14 protein-coding genes and 2 pseudogenes are annotated in these 18,863 nt (G+C 69.7%); 7 read left to right on the top strand and 9 right to left on the bottom strand.

The annotated features are described in order from the left end of the window. The 6 genes from R2S09_RS03860 (at nucleotide 1) to R2S09_RS03835 (ending at nucleotide 8,595) form a co-directional block, all read left to right on the top strand. Nucleotides 1–1,284: an ATP-binding protein gene (locus R2S09_RS03860; protein ID WP_316739764.1), complete on the top strand. Its 1,284-nt coding sequence runs from the start codon at nucleotides 1–3 to the stop codon at nucleotides 1,282–1,284. Between the two features lie 174 nt (nucleotides 1,285–1,458). Beyond that, the gene (gene pheS, locus R2S09_RS03855; RefSeq protein WP_316739762.1) at nucleotides 1,459–2,577 is read left to right on the top strand and encodes a phenylalanine--tRNA ligase subunit alpha; all 1,119 of its coding nucleotides are present in this window, start codon (nucleotides 1,459–1,461) and stop codon (nucleotides 2,575–2,577) included. Next, nucleotides 2,577–5,135 (top strand): phenylalanine--tRNA ligase subunit beta, encoded by a 2,559-nt coding sequence (gene pheT, locus R2S09_RS03850; protein ID WP_306190220.1) that lies wholly within the window; start codon nucleotides 2,577–2,579, stop codon nucleotides 5,133–5,135. The genes pheS and pheT overlap by 1 nt, the downstream gene beginning before the upstream one ends. Nucleotides 5,136–5,404: 269 nt before the next feature. Further along, entirely contained in the window at nucleotides 5,405–6,295 is an 891-nt protein-coding gene (locus R2S09_RS03845) for a PP2C family protein-serine/threonine phosphatase (protein WP_372337755.1), read from the top strand. Nucleotides 6,296–6,630: 335 nt separating this feature from the next. Next, complete coding sequence (locus R2S09_RS03840; RefSeq protein WP_306190219.1) at nucleotides 6,631–7,971, top strand: transcriptional regulator; 1,341 nt, start codon at nucleotides 6,631–6,633, stop codon at nucleotides 7,969–7,971. 93 nt (nucleotides 7,972–8,064) lie between these two features. Continuing rightward, complete coding sequence (locus tag R2S09_RS03835; protein WP_306190218.1) at nucleotides 8,065–8,595, top strand: NUDIX hydrolase; 531 nt, start codon at nucleotides 8,065–8,067, stop codon at nucleotides 8,593–8,595. A gap of 132 nt (nucleotides 8,596–8,727) precedes the next feature. On the opposite strand, the pseudogene R2S09_RS03830 reads toward R2S09_RS03835, so the two are convergent. The 4 genes and pseudogenes from R2S09_RS03830 to R2S09_RS03815 all read right to left on the bottom strand — a co-directional run. Beyond that, nucleotides 8,728–8,844 (bottom strand): annotated as a pseudogene (locus tag R2S09_RS03830) (3-hydroxyacyl-CoA dehydrogenase family protein); the annotation flags it as partial. Nucleotides 8,845–8,879: 35 nt separating this feature from the next. Further along, nucleotides 8,880–9,122, bottom strand: coding sequence for a tyrosine-type recombinase/integrase (locus R2S09_RS03825; RefSeq protein ID WP_316739759.1), 243 nt, complete (start codon nucleotides 9,120–9,122; stop codon nucleotides 8,880–8,882). A gap of 302 nt (nucleotides 9,123–9,424) precedes the next feature. Beyond that, nucleotides 9,425–10,381: an NAD-dependent epimerase/dehydratase family protein gene (locus tag R2S09_RS03820; RefSeq protein WP_316739757.1), complete on the bottom strand. Its 957-nt coding sequence runs from the start codon at nucleotides 10,379–10,381 to the stop codon at nucleotides 9,425–9,427. 11 nt (nucleotides 10,382–10,392) lie between these two features. Continuing rightward, on the bottom strand, nucleotides 10,393–11,688 hold the full coding sequence (locus tag R2S09_RS03815; protein WP_316739755.1) for a nucleotide sugar dehydrogenase: 1,296 nt from the start codon (nucleotides 11,686–11,688) through the stop codon (nucleotides 10,393–10,395). A gap of 341 nt (nucleotides 11,689–12,029) precedes the next feature. Between R2S09_RS03815 and metG the strand changes: the two genes are divergently transcribed. Then, complete coding sequence (gene metG / locus R2S09_RS03810) at nucleotides 12,030–13,754, top strand: methionine--tRNA ligase (RefSeq protein WP_316739753.1); 1,725 nt, start codon at nucleotides 12,030–12,032, stop codon at nucleotides 13,752–13,754. Nucleotides 13,755–13,786: 32 nt separating this feature from the next. On the opposite strand, the gene R2S09_RS03805 is transcribed toward metG, so the two are convergent. The 5 genes and pseudogenes from R2S09_RS03805 to R2S09_RS03785 form a co-directional block, all read right to left on the bottom strand. Beyond that, a complete protein-coding gene (locus tag R2S09_RS03805; RefSeq protein ID WP_316739752.1) occupies nucleotides 13,787–14,425 on the bottom strand; it encodes a histidine phosphatase family protein in 639 nt (212 codons plus the stop codon). 23 nt (nucleotides 14,426–14,448) lie between these two features. Further along, a complete protein-coding gene (locus R2S09_RS03800; protein WP_316739750.1) occupies nucleotides 14,449–15,003 on the bottom strand; it encodes an FkbM family methyltransferase in 555 nt (184 codons plus the stop codon). Next, the gene (locus tag R2S09_RS03795; protein WP_316739748.1) at nucleotides 14,955–16,475 is read right to left on the bottom strand and encodes a hypothetical protein; all 1,521 of its coding nucleotides are present in this window, start codon (nucleotides 16,473–16,475) and stop codon (nucleotides 14,955–14,957) included. The genes R2S09_RS03800 and R2S09_RS03795 overlap by 49 nt, the downstream gene beginning before the upstream one ends. An 81-nt stretch (nucleotides 16,476–16,556) precedes the next feature. Then, nucleotides 16,557–17,672, bottom strand: a pseudogene (locus R2S09_RS03790) (glycosyltransferase family protein). A 40-nt stretch (nucleotides 17,673–17,712) separates the two neighbouring features. Next, nucleotides 17,713–18,756, bottom strand: a complete 1,044-nt coding sequence (locus R2S09_RS03785; RefSeq protein ID WP_316739747.1) for a N,N-dimethylformamidase beta subunit family domain-containing protein — start codon at nucleotides 18,754–18,756, stop codon at nucleotides 17,713–17,715. Nucleotides 18,757–18,863: the final 107 nt, after the last annotated feature.

Raw genomic sequence — 18,863 nt, 5'->3', positions numbered from 1 at the left:
ATGAGTGTCGGCACCAGCGGTGCACCGGGCAGGCGCGAGGCGCGACGGCCGCCCGCGCCCGGGAGCGCCGGTGATCCCGGCGGACTCGGCACCGACGGTCCGACCGGACTCGGCGTCGGCCCCGACGGTCCCACCGGACTCGGCGTCGACCCCGACGACCTGCCCGACGGACTGGTCGTCGCCGACGCACACGGACGGGTGATCTGCTTCAACGCCGCCGCGGCCCGCATCACCGCCGTCCCCGCCGAGGAGGCCCTCGGACAGCACCTGGAGAAGGCCCTGCCCCTGGAGGACCTGGAAGGGCGCCGCTGGTGGCAGCTGACCGACCCCTACGGCGGCCTCGCCATCCGCGTGGGCCAGCCCGAGCGCAACCTCCTGCTGCACGGGGGCCGGGAAGTCCTGGTCTCGGCCCGGTACGTCCGCGACCACCCCACCGGCCCCGTGCGCCGCGTCGTCGTCTCCCTGCGGGACACCGAGGCCCGCCGCCGCACCGAACGCAGCCACGCCGAGCTCATCGCCACCGTGGCGCACGAGCTGCGCTCCCCGCTGACCTCCGTCAAGGGCTTCACCGCCACGCTGCTCGCCAAGTGGGAGAGGTTCACCGACGACCAGAAGCGGCTGATGCTGGAGACCGTCGACGCCGACGCCGACCGCGTCACCCGGCTCATCGCCGAGCTGCTCGACATCTCCCGCATCGACTCCGGCCGCCTGGAGGTGCGCCGCCAGCTCGTCGACATGGGGGCCGCGGTCGGCCGGCACGTCCAGGCCTACGTCGCCGCAGGCCAGCCCGCCGACCGCTTCCTGGTCCGCACGGAGCAGCCGCTGCCCGAGCTGTGGGCCGACCCGGACAAGATCGACCAGGTGCTGAGCAACCTCATCGAAAATGCCGTGCGGCACGGCGAGGGAACCGTCACCATTGACATCACAGCGGCGCCGTCCCCCCGCGACGGGGACGACCCCAGGAACAGCGAGAACACAGAGAACGCACAGAACACAGAACACACAGAACACACAGAACACACAGAGCACACAGAGCACGTCGAGAACACGGCCACGTCCGTCACGGTGAGCGACGAGGGGCCCGGCATCCCGGAGGAGTCCATGAACCGCGTCTTCACCCGCTTCTGGCGGGGCAGCAAGCGCGGCGGCACCGGCCTCGGGCTCTACATCGTCAAGGGCATCGTCGAGGCCCACGGTGGAACGATCACGGTCGGCCGCGCCGTCGGCGGCGGCGCCCGGTTCCGATTTACCCTGCCCGTGGGCACCCCGGCGCACCTGCTCTGACACCGGCCGAGGACCCACGGGCGCATCCGCTTTCCTCAGCCCCGTTAGACTCGGCCTTTGGCACCTTTGTGTCCCACCACCGGAGACGGAATGTCCATGAGCCGGTGACGGGGACTGTCAGCCTGGGGGCACCTCCCAGCGTCAGCTGGGGGACAATCGGAAGCACGGGAAGAGATGTCGGCACCCAATAAGTCGTACGACCCTGTCGAGGTCGAGGCGTTGAAACCGGAAGAGATCGAGCGCATGCGGGACGAGGCGCTCGCCGCCTTCGCCGGCGCGGACTCCCTCGACGCGCTCCACGAGGCGAAGGTCGCCCACACCGGCCCCGCCTCCCCGCTGGCCCTCGCCAACCGCGAGATCGGCGCCCTGCCCCCGCACGCCAAGGCCGACGCCGGCAAACGCGTCGGCACGGCCCGCGGCGCGGTGAACAAGGCCCTCGCCGGCCGCCAGGCCGAGCTGGAGGCCGAGCGGGACGCCCGCGTGCTGGTCGAGGAGGCCGTCGACGTCACGCTGCCCTACGACCGCGTGCCGGCCGGCGCCCGGCACCCGCTGACCACCATGATGGAGCGGGTCGCGGACGTCTTCGTGTCCATGGGCTACGAGATCGCCGAGGGCCCCGAGGTCGAGGCCGAGTGGTTCAACTTCGACGCGCTCAACATCGCGCCCGACCACCCGGCCCGCACCATGCAGGACACCTTCTTCGTCGAGGGCGGCAAGGGCGAGGACAGCGGCGTCGTGCTGCGCACCCACACCTCGCCGGTGCAGATCCGCTCCCTGCTCCACCGCGAGCCGCCGGTCTACGTGGTCTGCCCCGGCCGGGTCTACCGCACGGACGAGCTCGACGCCACGCACACCCCGGTCTTCCACCAGATCGAGCTGCTCGCCGTCGACGAGGGCCTGACCATGGCGGACCTCAAGGGCACCCTGGACCACATGGTCCAGTCGCTCTTCGGTGCCGGCATGAAGACCCGGCTGCGCCCGAACTACTTCCCGTTCACCGAGCCGTCCGCCGAGATGGACATGCTCTGCTACGTCTGCAAGGGCACGTCCGTCGGCAACCCCGACCGGCCCTGCCGCACCTGCTCCAGCGAGGGCTGGATCGAGCTGGGCGGCTGCGGCATGGTCAACCCGCGGGTGCTCACCGCCTGCGGCGTCGACCCGCAGAGGTACAGCGGCTTCGCCTTCGGGTTCGGCATCGAGCGGATGCTGATGTTCCGCCACAGCGTCGAAGACATGCGAGACATGGTCGAGGGTGACGTCCGGTTCACCCGGCCGTTCGGGATGGAGATCTGATGCGGGTCCCGCTTTCTTGGCTGCGGGAGTACGTCGACCTGCCGGCGACGGAGACCGGGCGCGACGTCCAGGCCAAGCTCATTTCGGCCGGCCTCGAGGTCGAGACCGTCGAACAGCTCGGCGCCGACCTCAAGGGGCCGCTCGTCGTCGGCCAGGTGCTCACCATCGAGGAGCTGGAGGGCTTCAAGAAGCCCATCCGCTTCTGCACCGTCGACGTCGGCCAGGCCAACGGCACCGGTGAGCCGCAGGAGATCGTCTGCGGCGCCCGCAACTTCTCCGTCGGCGACAAGGTCGTCGTGGTGCTGCCCGGCGCCGTACTGCCCGGCGGCTTCGCGATCGCCGCCCGCAAGACCTACGGCAAGGTCTCGCACGGCATGATCTGCTCCGCCGACGAGCTGGGCATGGGCGACGACGGCAGCCACGGCATCATCGTGCTGCCGCCCGAGCACGAGGTCGGCACCGACGCCATCGAGCTGCTCCAGCTGGTCGACGAGGTCCTGGACATCGCCGTCACGCCGGACCGCGGCTACTGCCTGTCCCTGCGCGGCGTCGCCCGCGAGGCCGCCATCGCCTACGGCCGCCCGCTGCTCGACCCTGCGCTGCTGGACGTACCGGCGCCGAACGCCTTCGGGCACCCGGTGCAGATCGCCGACCCGTTCGGCTGCGACCGCTTCACCGCCCGCACGGTGACCGGCCTCGACCCCGAGGCCCGGTCCCCGATCTGGCTGAAGCGCCGGCTGCAGAAGGCGGGCATGCGCCCGATCTCGCTCGCCGTGGACATCACCAACTACGTGATGCTGGAGCTGGGCCAGCCGCTGCACGCCTACGACCGCGGCCGCATCCAGGGCGCGATCGGCGTGCGCCGGGCCGAGCGCGGCGAGAAGCTCACCACCCTCGACGGTGTCGCCCGGACGCTGTCCACCGAGGACCTGGTCATCACCGACGAGCGCGGCCCCATCGGCCTCGCGGGCGTCATGGGCGGCGCCCACACCGAGATCGACGACACCGAGGGCACCACCACCGAGGTCGTCATCGAGGCCGCCCACTTCGACCCGGTCGCCGTCGCGCGCACCGCCCGCCGGCACAGGCTGTCCTCGGAGGCCTCCCGCCGCTTCGAGCGGGGCGTCGACCCGCAGGCCGCCTCGGCCGCCGCCCAGCGCTGCGTGGACCTGCTGGTCCTGCTCGCCGGCGGCACCGCCGACGCCGGGGTCACCGAGGTCGTCGCGCCCTCCGCGCCGCGCACCATCACCATCCCGGCCGACCACCCCGACAAGGTCGCCGGCGTCACCTACGGCCGCGAGACCGTCGTACGCCGGCTCCAGCAGATCGGCTGCGACGTCGTAGGAACTGCTGCCGCGTGGAACGCGTCGTTGAGGGGCGGTGGTCGGGAGACGGGCGGGAAGGACGAGCTGATCGTCACCGTCCCGTCCTGGCGGCCGGACCTGACCGACCCGAACGACCTGGCCGAGGAGGTCATCCGGCTGGAGGGCTACGAGAACCTGCCCTCCACGCTGCCCAGGCCCCTGCCCGGGCACGGCCTGACCGACCGGCAGCGGCTGCACAGCCGCGTCGGCCGCGCGCTGGCCGGCGCCGGCTACGTCGAGGCGCTGAACTACCCGTTCATCGGCGAGGCCGCCCTCGACCAGCTCGGCCTGGAGGCCGACGACCCGCGCCGCACCGTGGTCAGCCTCGTCAACCCGCTCTCCGACGAGGAGCCGTCCCTGCGGACGACGATGCTGCCGGGCCTGCTCGGCGCGCTGCGCCGCAACGACGGACGCGGCAGCCACGACCTGGCGCTGTTCGAGACCGGCCTGGTCTTCCGGCCCACCGGGCAGGAGGAGATCCCGGCCCGGCTGCCCGCCGACCGCCGGCCCACCGACGAGGAGCTGGCCGCCCTCGACACCGCGCTGCCGCACCAGCCGCGCCGGGTCGCCGTGGTGCTCGCCGGCGCCCGCGAGCAGGCCGGCTGGTGGGGCAAGGGCCGGCCGACCGACTGGGCGGACGCCATCGAGGCGGCCCGCCTGGTGGCCCGCGAGGCCGGTACGGATCTGACCGTGCGCTCCGACCAGCACGCCCCGTGGCACCCCGGCCGCTGCGCCGCGCTGTACGCCGAGGTGGACGGCGTGCGGACGCTCGTCGGCCACGCCGGTGAGCTGCACCCGCGCGTGGTGAAGGCGATGCACCTGCCCGAGCGCACCTGTGCGATGGAGGTCGACCTCGACCTGATCCAGCGGGCCGGGGACGGGATCGTGCGCGCGCCGCGGATCTCCTCCTTCCCCGTCGCCACGCAGGACGTCGCCCTCGTCGTCGACAAGCCGGTCCCGGCCGCCGAGGTCGAGGCCGCGCTGCGCGAGGGCGCCGGTGAGCTCCTGGAGGCCATCCGCCTGTTCGACGTCTACGAGAACGCCGAACAGCTGGGCGAGGGCCGCAAGTCGCTGGCGTACGCCCTGCGCTTCCGCGCTCCCGACCGCACGCTGACCGTCGACGAGGCGTCGGCCGCCCGGGACGCCGCGGTGGCCCTGGCCGCCGAGCGGACCGGGGCGGTCCTGCGCGGCTGAGGCCGCGTCACCGAGGGGCGGGTCCGGTACGCCGGGCTCGCCCCTCCGCTGTGACCTGCATAAATGCACGTCCGGAGGGTGCTCACTCGTTCGGGTGAGAACTGAAGGCGATCCCGCCCCCACGACCCGTGCGCTCGACAGAATCGCAACCGGTCTCTTGGGCCCTGTCGTCGCATTCCCGCCTGCCTGGCGGCGTCTGGCACGACGGGAATGTGACGACAGGGCCCAGGGCCGGTCCGCGCTGTCGGCGCCGTCTGGGGGTCATCGTCGTGATCCGCATCAGGGCTGGGGCTCCGCGCCGGATGCGGCCGGGCGCCGCGTTCCTGGCGGTGGGCACCGGCCTCGTCCTCCACGCCCGGCGCGCGCTCCTGCGCGAACTGCGGCAGGCCCGCGCCGCCGTGGGTGCCGCCCGGAGCGTGCCGCTGCGGCCCCTGCCGCCGCGCGTGGCCGGGCTGGACCTGGCGGCGGCCCAGCTGCCCGCCGACCGGGGCGCGGCCGTCGGCGGCGACCTGTACGAGGTGATCGCCACCCGGCACGGCGTACGCGTCGTGATGGGCGACGTCCGGGGCCACGGCCTCGCCGCCCTCGGTACCGTCGCCGCCGTGCTGGGCACCTTCCGCTCGGCCGCCCACGACGAGCCCGACCTCGGGGGCGTGCTGCGCCGCCTGGACCGCGCACTGGCCCGCCATGTCCGCGACCGGGAACCGGACCCCGAGGCGCCCGAGCACTTCGTCACCGTGCTCCTCCTGCAGATCGCCGGCGACGGCACCCTGCACACGCTCAACTGCGGCCACCCCTGGCCGTACCGGCTGAACGGCACAGAGGCGGATCCTGTCTCCCGCACGGAACCACTGCCGCCCCTGGGCCCGTTCCCCCTTCCCCGCGATCTCCCCACCGAGAACCCCGGCCCGCTGCTCCCGGGCGAGACCCTGGTCCTCTACACGGACGGTGTGGAAGACGCCCGGAACACCGAGGGCCGCTTCTTCCCCCTGCCGTCGGTACTGACCGAGGCAACCCGAGCGGGCCCCCTGCCCCCACAGACCGTCCTGCGCACCGTCTTCACCCAGCTCCTGCAGCACACGGGCGAACGCCCCACGGACGACACAGCGGTTCTGGTACTCCAGGTGCGTGCAGAAAGGGGCGCGGGTCTCTACGGATAGCGGCTCCGCCGCGGGGGGCGACCAGCCCCCGCGAACCGGCAGCCGACGAACAACCGAGAGCCCCGAGCCAGTAGTCGCCCCGCGCAACCGGCGGAGCCACCCGCCCCGCCACGGAGTGTCGGGCAGGCGGCGGAGCGGGCGGCGCGGATACGGGCCGCCGCACTGTACGAGGGGGAGCCGGCGGCCCGGCCGGCCTCTTGACGAGGCATCTCAGTCAACCGACTGCCCACGCTCCGCGACAGCGCGCGTACGGTGCGGATGCGGGCACTCCGTTCACACCCCGTGTGAAACCGAACGCACTACGCTGTCGGCACCGAGCCACCGGGGGGCAGGACATGCAGCCCAACACTCTGCTCGACGCGATCCTGGACGAGGCGGGGATGTCGCACGCGGGTCTCGCCGCGCACGTCAACCAGGCGGGAAGGGCACGCGGACTCGCACTGCGGTACGAACACACGGCGGTGGGGAGGTGGTTGAAGGGCCAGCGGCCGCGCGGCCAGGTGCCCGACCTGATCTGCGAGGTGCTCGCCGCCCGGCTGCACCGGCCCGTCACGCTCGACGACATCGGTCTGGGCGTGCCCGGTGAGCCGTCCGCGCCGCACGGCACCTCGCTGTCCGGCTTCGTCGAGCGGGCCACCGCCCTGTGGCGCTCCGACGAGCAGCAGCGTCCGCACGTCCTGGGCGCGCCCGCCGTGACCGGGACGCCCGCGGTGATGCCGGTGTGGGAGTGGGAGAACCCGCCCGAGGACGTGGACGTCTCCCGGGGCGGCCGGCACCGGGTCACCCCGGCCGACATCGAGATGCTGCGCGCGGCCCGCACGCACTACGAGCAGATGTACCGCAAGGCCGGCGGTGTGGCGACCCGCAGCCGCATCGTGGGATTCCTGAACGCCGAGGCGGCGCCGCTGCTGCGCGGCGGCTACACCGATGCCACCGGCCGCCAACTGCACCGGGCGACCGGCGGTCTGGTGGCGATCGCGGGGATCTGCGCGTACGACTCCGACGCGCACGGCCTGGCCCAGCGCTACTTCCACCAGGCGCTCAGGCTCGCCAAGGCCAGCGGTGACCGGGGACTCGGCGCCTATGTGATAGCGCTGCTCGTCAACCAGTCGCTGTTCATGCGGGAGCACCGGCAGGCCGTCGCCTTCGCGGAGGCCGCGCTGCGCGCCGCCGGCAAGCACATCACGCCCGCGCTCGCCTCCGACCTGTACGCGATGCAGGCCAAGGCGTACGCCCACCTCGGCGACGGCACGAGCGCCCTGTCCTGCATCCGGCGCGCCGAGGCCGCCGCCGAACGCATCCGGCGCGGATACGAGCCCGACGAGACGGGCTATGTCCAACCGGGCCTGGTCAATGTGCAGGTGGCGGAGGCGCTGCTCAGCCTCGGCGAGCTGGCCGCCGCCGAGGAGCACGCCACGGCCGCCGTGGACAACCCGGCGCACGACCGCGGCCGGGTGCACCGGCTGGCCATGCTCAGCACGATCGAGCTGCGCCGGGGCAACGCCGAGAAGGCGGTGGCCACCGCCGTGCGGATGGCCGAGCAGGCCCGGGGGATGGAGTCGCAGCGGCTGCGGGACAGGCTGCGGGCGGTGCGTGAGCACCTGGTGCGCAGCGGCTGTGCCGGCACCGCCGAGGCGGCCGAACTCATCGACGGGGCGCTGCGCGTGCCGCTGTGATGAACCGTGCGCCGTGAGTGGCGCACCGTGCGCCTGCTGCCCGGCCGCTCCGGCTGCGATATTGCCACTGACCCGACGGAAGGTGGCAGAACCGTGCAGTGGACGAAACAGAACGAACAAACTGTGTATGAAAACCGCTGGTTCACCGTCAACCTCGCGGACGTCGAGCTGCCGGACGGCCGGCACCTCGACCACTTCCTGATACGGCTGCGGCCCGTCGCCGTGGCCACGGTGGTCAACGAGGCCAACGAGGTTCTCCTGCTGTGGCGCCACCGCTTCATCACCGACAGCTGGGGCTGGGAACTGGCCGCGGGCGTCGTCGAGGACGGCGAGGACATAGCCCGCGCCGCCGCCCGGGAACTGGAGGAGGAGACCGGCTGGCGGCCGGGGACCCTGCACCACCTCATGAGCGTGGAGCCGTCCAACGGCCTCACCGACGCCCGGCACCACATCTACTGGTCGGACGAGGGCGAGTACGTCGGACATCCCGTGGACGACTTCGAGTCGGACCGCCGCGAGTGGGTGCCGCTCAAGCTCGTCCCCGACATGGTCGCCCGTGGCGAGGTCCCGGCCGCGAACATGGCGGCCGCCTTACTGCTCCTGCACCACCTCCGGCTCGGATGACGCGGGCCCGGCACCGTACGGCATCCCGCCGTACGGTGCCGGGCCCAGGCGGCAGCCGGAGGCCCGTCCCGCGGAGCCGGGCCGGCCGCGCCCCCCTGGAGCCGGGCCGGCCGCGACCCCCCGGAGCCGGGGTCAGCCGTAGGTGTAGAAGCCCGAGCCGCTCTTGCGGCCCAGCCGGCCGGCGTCGACCATGCGCTGGAGCAGCGGGGGAGCGGCGTACAGCGGCTCCTTGTACTCGGCGTACACGTTGTCCGTGCGCGCGATTACCGCTCTCACCTGCGGTTTCATGGCCTGTTGCGGGCCTGCGGGGCGCCCAGGGACTTCTCAGGGACATTCGGTTGTGGATCTTGACCGAACCACTCGTCCATGGCGGCGAGGCCCCGCTTGCCCGCTCCGGGCATGAAGTGAGCGTAGTGCGTCAGTGTGGTCTGCGGCGAAGCGTGCCCGAGCCACGCCGACACGCTCACGATCGACTCGCCTGCCTCGAGCTGGGTGCTGGCGTACGTGTGCCGGAGGACGTGGAACATGTCCTCCCTGGAAACTTCGTAGATGGGGTACCGACGGCTGTGGCCTCCGTATGTCCTGACTTTCTCGCCGACCTTCTTCAGGACACCGGTCGTTGCGAGTGCGGGCCGCCAGCTCAGCCTGTTCCACATCGAGTCGTTGATTCGATTGCCCTGCGAGGTGATCAGGACCAGCCGGACGATGATCGGTTTGCGTTGTCGCGGGCTCGTCCGCGACCGGATAGGGGACGTGAAGGCGGCATGGATGCTCGGATCCCCGGAATTTATGAGGGGAACCGCGAGGTGCCCGGCAACCCGCAGCGGTGTTATCGCCCTCCACATACGGAGGGCTCGTTTGCGCGACTGATCCAATTGGCCGTTGCTCGTATCCCCTCCTGCAGGGGTGTGGGTCTGATCGTCGGGAAGCGGGCACGCAGGCGTGAGTGGTCCGCCTGGGAGTGAGGGACATCCCCGACACGGCGGGCTCTGTGCTCCGTGACAGCCCGGAGCCCGGTTGCGGCTTCGATCTCCGGAATAAGGCTCAGAAGGGAGATGCGAGTGCCAAAGGCCAGGTTCACGGGCTTGGGTTCGACGACCCGGCGCAGGACAGCGTCAGCGAGAACCTCACAGACTGTGCCTACATACGTGAAGTCGCGTGTCTGGGTGCCGTCACCGTGGACGGTGACGACGTGTCCGTTGAGGGCGGCGCTAATCCACTTGGGGATGACTGCGGCGTAGGGGTGGTCGGCGCGCTGGCCGGGCCCGTAGACGTTGAAGAAGCGGAAGGGGAGTACCGGCAGGCCGAAGCTGTGGTGATACGCGCCCAGGTATGCCTCCGTGGCGAGTTTGGTGACCGCGTATGGGCTCGTCGGGGCGGTGGTGAGGCCTTCGTGCTTCGGGAGACACGGGTTCGCGCCGTAGACAGAGGACGAGGATGCGGCGATCACGTGCAGGTTGCCGGCCCGACGGGCTGCTTCGAGGACCTGGAGGGTTCCGGTCGCGTTGGCGTGGTGGCTGGCCAGGGGGTCTTTTACGGATCGAGGCACGGACGGCAGGGCGGCCAGGTGGACGACGGCGTCCGCGCCGTGAAATGCCCGCTCCATGAGGGCGGCGTCCTGGATGTCGCCCTCGAAGAAGTGGACGTCGAGACCCGCGATGTTCTCCTTGTCACCGGTGGAGAGGTTGTCGATCACACGGATCTGGCTGACTTCGCGGAATTCCAACAAAGTCCGGGCCAGGTTGCTGCCGATGAACCCGGCGCCGCCGGTGATCACGATCTTCACGTGGCTTCCCTTCAGAGAGAGTCGACGTGCGCGCCGGCGAGCCGACGGCGGCAGTCGAGGATGTACGGGGCATGTGCAGTGATCAGGGGAAAGTCGAAGGCGTCGTGGTCGGCGAGCAGGACCACTGCGTCGGCTGCCGCGAGACACTCGGGGGTTACCTCGACTCGCTGGAGCCTCTCCAGGTCGGCGGCCCGAGGGTGAGCGTCGTCGAGGACGTGAGGGTCGGCCGCCTGGACCACTGCACCCATGCCGATGAGCAGCTCGGCGATACGGGCTGCCGGAGTCTCACGGGCATCCCCGGTGTTGGCCTTGTAAGCGAGGCCGAGCAGCAGGATCCGAGAGCCGTTGACGGATTTCCTGCGCCGGTTGAGGCCGTCGATGAGGCGCCGGACCACGTAGTCGGGCATGTGGTTGTTGACGTCGTTCGCCAGCTCGACGAAGCGAAAGTTGCGGCCCAGGGTGCGCTGGACGCGCCAGGAGAGATACGAAGGGTCGATGGGCAGGCAGTGGCCTCCAACACCCGGGCCCGGGGTGAAGCGCATGAATCCGAACGGCTTGGTGGAGGCCGCGTCGATCGCCGACCACACATCGATGTCTAGTTCGTGGGCGAAGATCGCCAGCTCGTTCGCGAGGGCGATGTTCACGTGCCGGAAGGTGTTCTCGAGCAGCTTGGTCAGCTCGGCCTCCTTGCAGCTGGTGACCGGGACGACCCTCTCGACGAGGGACGCGTAGAAGTGGTGGACGGCTTCCTTGGACGCGGGGTCGATGCCCGAGATGACCTTGGGCGTGTTCTCCAGCTTCCACGTGGAGTTTCCGGGGTCTATGCGCTCGGGGCTGTAGCCGAGGTGGAAGTCCTGGCCGGCGGTCAGGCGGGAGGCGTTTTCGAGGAGTGGGCCGAAGACTTCCTCGGTCGTGCCGGGGTACGTAGTGGACTCCAGGATTACGGTCGCTCCGCGTGTGAGGTGTTGGCCAAGCATCCGTGCGGCGTCCTCGACGTGGGAGAGGTCCGGGGCCCCGTCCCGAAGGGGCGTGGGGACCGTGACGATCGCTACGTCGAAGTTCGCGCAGTCGGCCGCGTCGATGGTCGGGAGATAGACGCCGGCGGCAAGGAGCGGAGCAAGGCGTGAGTCCGGGATGTCTTCGATGTATGACTCCGCGCGTACGAGCCGCTTGACGCGCTGGGCGTCCACATCAAAGCCGACGACCCGGTGCCCGATCTCGGCGGCTCTGACGGCGAGCGGGAGTCCGACGTATCCCTGCCCGACTACGACGACGCGGAGCTGCTGGAACTCGCGGTATTCGATCACGCTGTCCACCTCTTGGGCTTCGGACGGGGACGAGCGCGGTGCATGCAGACCGTCGGCGCTGCGGACGCTCTAAGATGGGAGGCGCCTCGGCCGTACGAGACTCGCTTGGCCGCCTGTCTCGGACGGCCGAGTGCCTTCTTGGCGCTGTGCGAGCAGGGCGCGAAACCTGCGGGAAGGGCAAACCGCTGGTTCGATACGATGGCGGTGGCCTGCAGACCCGTATCGTCACAGTGAGTGACGTCAAGCCGCGAGCTGAGCGATCGTGACGGCTGCGGCGCCCCGACTTTGGCCCGCCGTGGCACCGGCTCCGGCGCCGTACGTATGAAATGGAGCATCCGAGGATGGCTCGACACCTGGTCACCAGCGCGCTTCCCTACATCAACGGGATCAAGCACCTGGGCAACATGGTCGGGTCGATGCTTCCGGCGGATGTGTACTCCCGGTACCTCCGCCAGCGCGGCCACGACGTCCTCTACATCTGCGCCACCGATGAGCACGGCACGCCGGCCGAGCTGGCCGCCAAGGAGGCCGGACTCTCGGTCGAGGAGTTCTGCGCTCAGGCCCATGACGCGCAGAAGGCCGTGTACGACGGGTTCGAGCTGGCCTTCGACTACTTCGGGCGCAGCTCGTCGCAGCAGAACGTCGAGATCACCCAGCACTTTGCGCGCAAGCTGAACGACAACGGCTTCATCGAGGAGCGCGCCATCCGTCAGGTGTACTCGCCTGTCGACGGCCGCTTCCTGCCGGACCGCTACGTCGAGGGCACCTGCCCGCACTGCGGCTACGACAAGGCCCGTGGCGATCAGTGCGAGAACTGTACCCGTGTCCTCGATCCAACCGACCTGCTCAACCCGCGCTCGGCGATCAGCGGCTCCACGGAGCTGGAGGTCCGCGAGACAAAGCACCTCTTCCTGCTGCAGTCCAAGCTCCAGCACGAGGTCGAGGCGTGGATCGACGCGGTCGGCGAGGAGTGGCCGCAGCTCTCCTCCTCCATTGCCCGCAAGTGGCTGACCGAGGGACTGCACGACCGGGCGATCACCCGCGACCTGGACTGGGGCGTCCCGGTCCCTGCCGACACCTGGCCGGAGCTCGCGGCCGAGGGCAAGGTCTTCTACGTCTGGTTCGACGCCCCGATCGAGTACATCGGCGCGACGAAGGAGTGGGCGGACGCCGCTTCGGATGGCGAGGTCCGTGACTGGAAGTCGTGGTGGTACGAGGCCGACGACACCGTTCGCTACACCCAGTTCATGGCGAAGGACAACGTCCCCTTCCACACGGTGATGTTCCCTGCAACCGAGCTGGGGGTACGCGAGCCGTGGAAGAAGGTCGACTTCGTCAAGGGCTTCAACTGGCTGACGTACTACGGCGGCAAGTTCTCCACGTCCCAGAAGCGAGGCGTCTTCACGGACGCGGCCCTGGAGATCCTTCCCGGCGACTACTGGCGCTACTTCCTGATCGCCAACGCCCCGGAGTCCGACGACTCGTCGTTCACCTGGGAGCACTTCACCGCCACGGTCAACAAGGACCTGGCTGACACCCTGGGGAACTTCGTTAACCGCGTCCTCTCCTTCTCGCGCAAGCGGTTCGGCGATGAGGTCCCGGCCGGCCACTCGGCCGGTGAGGCGGAGGCGAAGCTGGGTGAGGAGATCGCGCGGCTCCTCGCCGAATACGAGGAGCACATGGAGGCGCTCCAGTTCCGCAAGGCCGCCGCTGCGCTGCGCGCGCTGTGGTCCGCGGGCAACTCCTACCTGGAGGAGAAGGCGCCCTGGCTGGAGATCAAGACCGACCCGGACGGTGCCGCGCTGACCCTGCGCACCGCGATGAACCTGATCCGCCTGTATGCGGTGGTCTCCGAGCCGTTCATTCCGTCCACTGCTGCTGCCATGCGTGGCGCCTTCGCGCTGGAGGGCGACACCGCGAAGTGGGTGACCGCCGAGCAGGCCAAGGCCCTGGACACCGTTCCGGCCGGGACTGCGTTCACCGTTCCGCCGGTGCTCTTCACCAAGATCACCGAGGAGGATCTGGAGTCCTACCGGGAGCGATTCGGCGGCTCCGAGGAGGCCTGACCGCATCTCTCGCACCCGTACCGGCCGCGCTCTCATCGGTCGGTACGGGTGCCGAGCTGACCGGGCAGATCCGCACCCGGCACGTTCATCAGCCGGATTCGAGGAGCGGTGTCGTCAACCTCAACCCATGTAACGCCGGCGGATCCGGGAACGTGATCGAGGTAGCGATCGAAGCCCTGCCCGGTCAGCCGTAGCAGCAGGCAGGCGATTCCTCCGCCGTGCCCGACGAGGATGGTCGTGCGGTTCGGCCCCGCACAGACGTCGTCCCACAGGTGCATGTAGCGGGCTTGCACGTCCTCGGACGACTCGCCGCCCGGCGTGCGGACCTGGTGGATGGGGACGCCTCGGCGGTTCGCTTCCGCTGCTGCGAGGTCCCTGGGCCGGCCTCCGAGGTAGCCGCTGTTCTTGGCGGCCAGGCGCTCGTCCACTCGTACGTCGGCGGGGGCGAGCGTGGCGGTCAGCAGCGCGGCGGACTGCCGACAGCGGGACATCGGGCTGAGGAGTATCTGGTCCACGGTGATGCCGGCTGCTGCCAGGCTGTCGCCGACCTTGCGGATGTCGTCGACTCCGCGCTGGCTGAGGCTGCCGCCGACCGCCTGGCCCTGGTAAATGCCCCGCAGGTTTTCCTCTGTTTCACCGTGCTTGATCAGGTAGATCTGCTTCGAGTGCATGGCGTGGTGCCCCCTCCTTCGGGTCAGTCCCATTCGCGGACTTCGACACAGGCGGATACGGCGTTTGCGACCTGGTCGTGGTCGGCTCGACTCATGGCGGGGAAGCGGTCGTAGTGCCACTCGATGTACAGCACGGAGACGAGGTTGATCGTCCCGTCGGCGAGCAGCTTGCTGAGGACCGGATACTCGGCGCCCTCGATGTCCATCTTCACGACGACGTGGTCGTCGGCGGTGACGGTCCGGCGCAGCCACGAACTGAAGTCGGTCGCGCGGACAGGGACAGGTGAGCTGTAGTCGATCTGCTGGTCGTACACCGGCGGTACGCGCTTGCCGGGCATCACGGTGGAGCTCTCGTGGTGGCCGAGGAAGAGGTCGATCGTCCCGTCGTGGGTCCATACCGCGCTCTGGGAGATCTTGACGCGCGGAGAGTAGGACGCCTGCGCGACCTGCTGGTGGATGGAAGGGTGCAAGTCTTTGTTGGGCTCGAACGCGTAGAAGTCGTGGTCGGGAAGTTCGTGGATGAAGCGGTTCAGCACGATTCCGAGGTTCGCGCCGCAGTCGACGAAGACTTTGCGCATGAGGTACTCCCGTGGTCTGGGCTGGGTGCCAGGAGGTCGATCTCCTGCACGGTGCGGTTGGTGAGCAGGACGAAGTCGCCGGTGGAGGGGCGGTAGAACCGCTCCTCGTAGCGGATCGTGATGCGGCGGACCGGTTCCTCACCGCGGTAGGGAGGAAGGTCGCCCCACCTGTAGAGCTGGCCGCCCGGGGCCTTGAGGCGGCGTAGTGATCGGGACAGGGGACCTTTCTGCGCGCCGGCGTTGAGCTGGGTGAACATCCTGGTCAGGTAGGCGATGTGTTCGCGCGCCTGTTGCCCGTCCGCCTGCACGCGTCCGTGGGTTTGCTTGAGCGCGTGCAGTCGGTCCCGGTCGCCGTCCGCCTGGACGAGAAGGTCACGCAGTTCCCGGTCCCAGACGATGCCGAGGTGGCCGTGGAGGACGGGCTCGTCGGTGAGGAAGTAGCCCAGGACGCGGCCGTACTCGCGCTCGTAGGGGCACATGAAGTCGTTGTAGAGACCGAACCTCGCCCCTGAGACGGTCTCGACCTGCCAGTGGACACGTGCCGTGAAGGGCGAGTCCCACCACCCGAGGTGCCAGGGCTGCCACAGCAGGTCGGCGCTGCTGAGCAGGAGCAGGACGAGCGCGATCAGTGTGCCGGCCGCGCCGAACGCCGGGCTGTACTCCGCACCGGGAAGCAGCGTGACGGTGATCGCGAGGGCGACGTTGGCGCCGATGTTCTCCCAGAAGAGGATTCCGGAGGCGAGGGCCACGACAACGTTGAAGAGGGCGGTTGCCAGGAGCAGCACGATGAGCAGACGGCGGTCGAGGAACGCGATGAGCCCAGCAGCCTCGACGGCCATCGTGAGGAAGTTGACGGGCCGATCGAGGACGCGTGCCCGGCGCAGCACTCGGGCCGTGGTCTCGGCTCGCAGGAAGCGTGCCCAACCCCAGGAGTAGGCGGAGGCCATGAGGTAGTGGGTGCGGTTGTACCAGGCCCACGACCAGAGGTGCGGACCGAGGCGGGCCTTGCTCCATACCGGTTTGACGTAGTGGGAGAACGAGACGCAGCCGAGGACCAGCAGCAGTGCCGCTACGGAACACGAGGCACCGAAGAGCATCGCCACGAAGAACCAGGCTAGGTACGCCTTGAGTAGACGAAGGGGCATCATCGCGTGGTGCTTCCAGCCGCGCAGCCTGCCGCAGTACATGGCCATCCACGGCAACAGGGCCGCCGGCCACAGACACGAGGCAGCCGCGAGAAGGAGCAGGAGCCGTTTGTCGAGGCGCTGGGGCTCGATGGGCTCTGTGACGTCGTAGTCGCTGGTCGCCCCCTGCCAGGTGAGCAGAACGATCACGGTGATGACGAACCAGCGCAGTCGGCCGGGCTCGGGTGACGGCCGGAACGCGGCCATTACCGCGAGAGGAAGTGCGATGACCACGGCCAGCAGGACCCGGCGACGGCGGGCGAGGGCTCGTACCGCCGGAGAGACCACAAAGCGATAGCAGGTCACGACGGCAGCCGCTGGTACTCCGATGCCGAGGGATACGAGGAGCGGGGGAGTCGCCATGGCCGCCTACCGCACGGACGGTGCGAGGGGCCGCTGGCTGGTCGCGGGAAGTGTCTCCAGACAGGAGGCGATCCGTTCCCGTGGGTCGGCCAGGAGGTGCTGGTCCCGGTGGCGTACGACGTTGTTGTGAAGTTCCCGGCTCCGGCTGAGGAAGTCGAGTACAGCTCCGGGGACGATGTGCGGTGATGCGGTGCCCAGTTCCGCTTCGTGGACGACCTTGGCGCACCAGTGCTGGTCATAGGTGGGGAGGGGGATCAGGTGGACCGGTTTGCCGAGGACGAAGGCTTCGCTGATGAGGTTGAAGCCGGCGTTGGAGAAGACCACCTCGGAGCGTGCCATGTCGGCGATGAACGCCTCGCGGTCGAAGGTGCAGATCTCGATCCTGTCGCCGGCGTACTGGCGCAGACCCCTGGTCTCTGACGCCTGGGCGTAGATGCGAAGGGCGCGATCCGGGACGTGCTTGCGGAAGACCTCGGCATGGGCCCGGACGGATTCCTCCGGACCGTGGTCGAAGTAGCGTGAGAAGTAGGCCGTAGCGAGGGGCTCGGTGCTGACCCGGGCGGACCGAATCACGTCGGGGACGACAGGCGCGATGAACTCCAGCTTCCGGTCGTCGGCCTTGAGGGGGACGAAGGAGCAGATGAACGACCGATCGACGTGGGGCGCGAAGTAGCGCAGACGCTGCTCGTCAGCGGTGCGGGCGTACCGGCCGACAGGGGGCAGGTCGAGGTGCCGATACTTGCTCTGCTGGTCGACGGAGATCAGCGGCTTTCCGAAGTGCTAGGCCAGCCGCGGGGTGTTGGGCTCGTAGTCGGTGATGAACACGTCCGGGACACCGGTGTACCGAAGTATCCGGCGCAGGCGCAGGTGCTTGGCGGCACCGGCGGGTGCCTGCCAGATGTTGGCGCGCACGGCATCCCCTGCGTGTAAGCGGTCGCCCCGTGCAGGAAGCGTCGGCATCCACCCGTCCCACGTGGGGAAGCCGAGATCGCGGAAGTACTCCACGCGGGCGGAGCCGTTGGTGACGATCCGCACGAGGTGTCCGCGGTCGCGGAGGTACTGCGCGATCACACTCTGCCTGACGGAGTGCCCCATGCCGATGCCGTTGACGCCGATGACCACGCTGAGTGGACGCGGGTACTCGGACACGTTGATCCTTTCGTCAGGAGAGCCGAGTGATGACGTTGCGGGTGATGGAGGCGACCTGAGGGTCGGTGGTCAGCAGGCGCGCCCAGTCCGTGGTCGCGGCCGTGAAGACCGTGCCGGCTGCGGTGTACAGGCCGAGGGTGGCTGCGCGGGGGCTGGTCGCCGGTTCACGGGCAGGGAAGCTCCAGTCAGGGGGCAGAGGAGCGATGCCGAGGATCTCGAAGTTCTCAGGCGTACCGTCCTGGCCCGTCGGACGCGGTCGGCCGACCGCGTCGAGTTCGTAGGCTGCCCCGTCGCATTCGTAGCCGACCAGGGCTGCCTCGTGTCCGAAGACATCGCCCGTCTTCAAGCCGGTACCGGAGAAGATCCAGTGGTCCCCGTCTGTCACGGTGAACCCGAGCGGTGCGCGTGGGCCGTCCCAGTGGCCGCCGCTGTTGCGGTAGCTCACGCCGAGCAGGGCGTTCTCGGGCTCGGACTCCCACCAGTGGTCCGGGCAGCCGTACGAGCTGTCCGGGTCCGTCGAGGCGGAGGCCCCGGGAGGAAACTTGTCGCAGCTCAGCCCGGCACCTCCCGGAGCGACGTCCACCCGCCACCAGCAGGTGTTGGCACCGAAATTGGCGATGTTGCCGCCGGCGTCGCGGAAGGCGGTGACGTTCCGGCGGGCTTCGGCGCTCCAGTACTCGTCGTGTCCAGCGGAGACCAGAAGGCGGTATCCGTCGTACAGAAGCCGACCCTCGTGGAGGTCCAGGTCGGTGCAGAAGTCGCTCTCCAGCCCGTTCGCCTCCATCCACGCGATGAAGGGGGCGTCCCAGTGCGCGAACGTCTGGCGGGGAGAGGCGGCGTCGTAAGGGTCGGGCAGCCCCTTGACAGGGCACGCTCTGACACCGTGCATAGCCTTCTCCCCGTACAGCATCGCCCGCACCCTGGCGAACGCCGCCACCGCGCATGTCGCCCTCGGCAACACCCGGGAGGTCATCCAGTACGCGGAGCAGGTCGACGAACTCGTCGAGCAGTCCGACTCCGCCTGGAGCCGGGCCTTGGTTCGCCTGGACGTGGCCACTGCGCTCCTCGCCGGCCCTCAGCCGGACGTGGAGCACGCCATGATGCTTGGCTTGGAGGTCCTCGAAGCCGGGGGCGGTCCGCCGATACGATCGGTCATCCAGCGCG

The sequence above is a fragment of the Streptomyces sp. MK7 genome (assembly GCF_032658145.1).
Lineage (GTDB): Bacteria > Actinomycetota > Actinomycetes > Streptomycetales > Streptomycetaceae > Streptomyces > Streptomyces spiralis.
The sequence above is the reverse complement of the archived record's forward strand: the minus strand, read 5'-3'. Positions and strand labels throughout refer to the sequence as shown.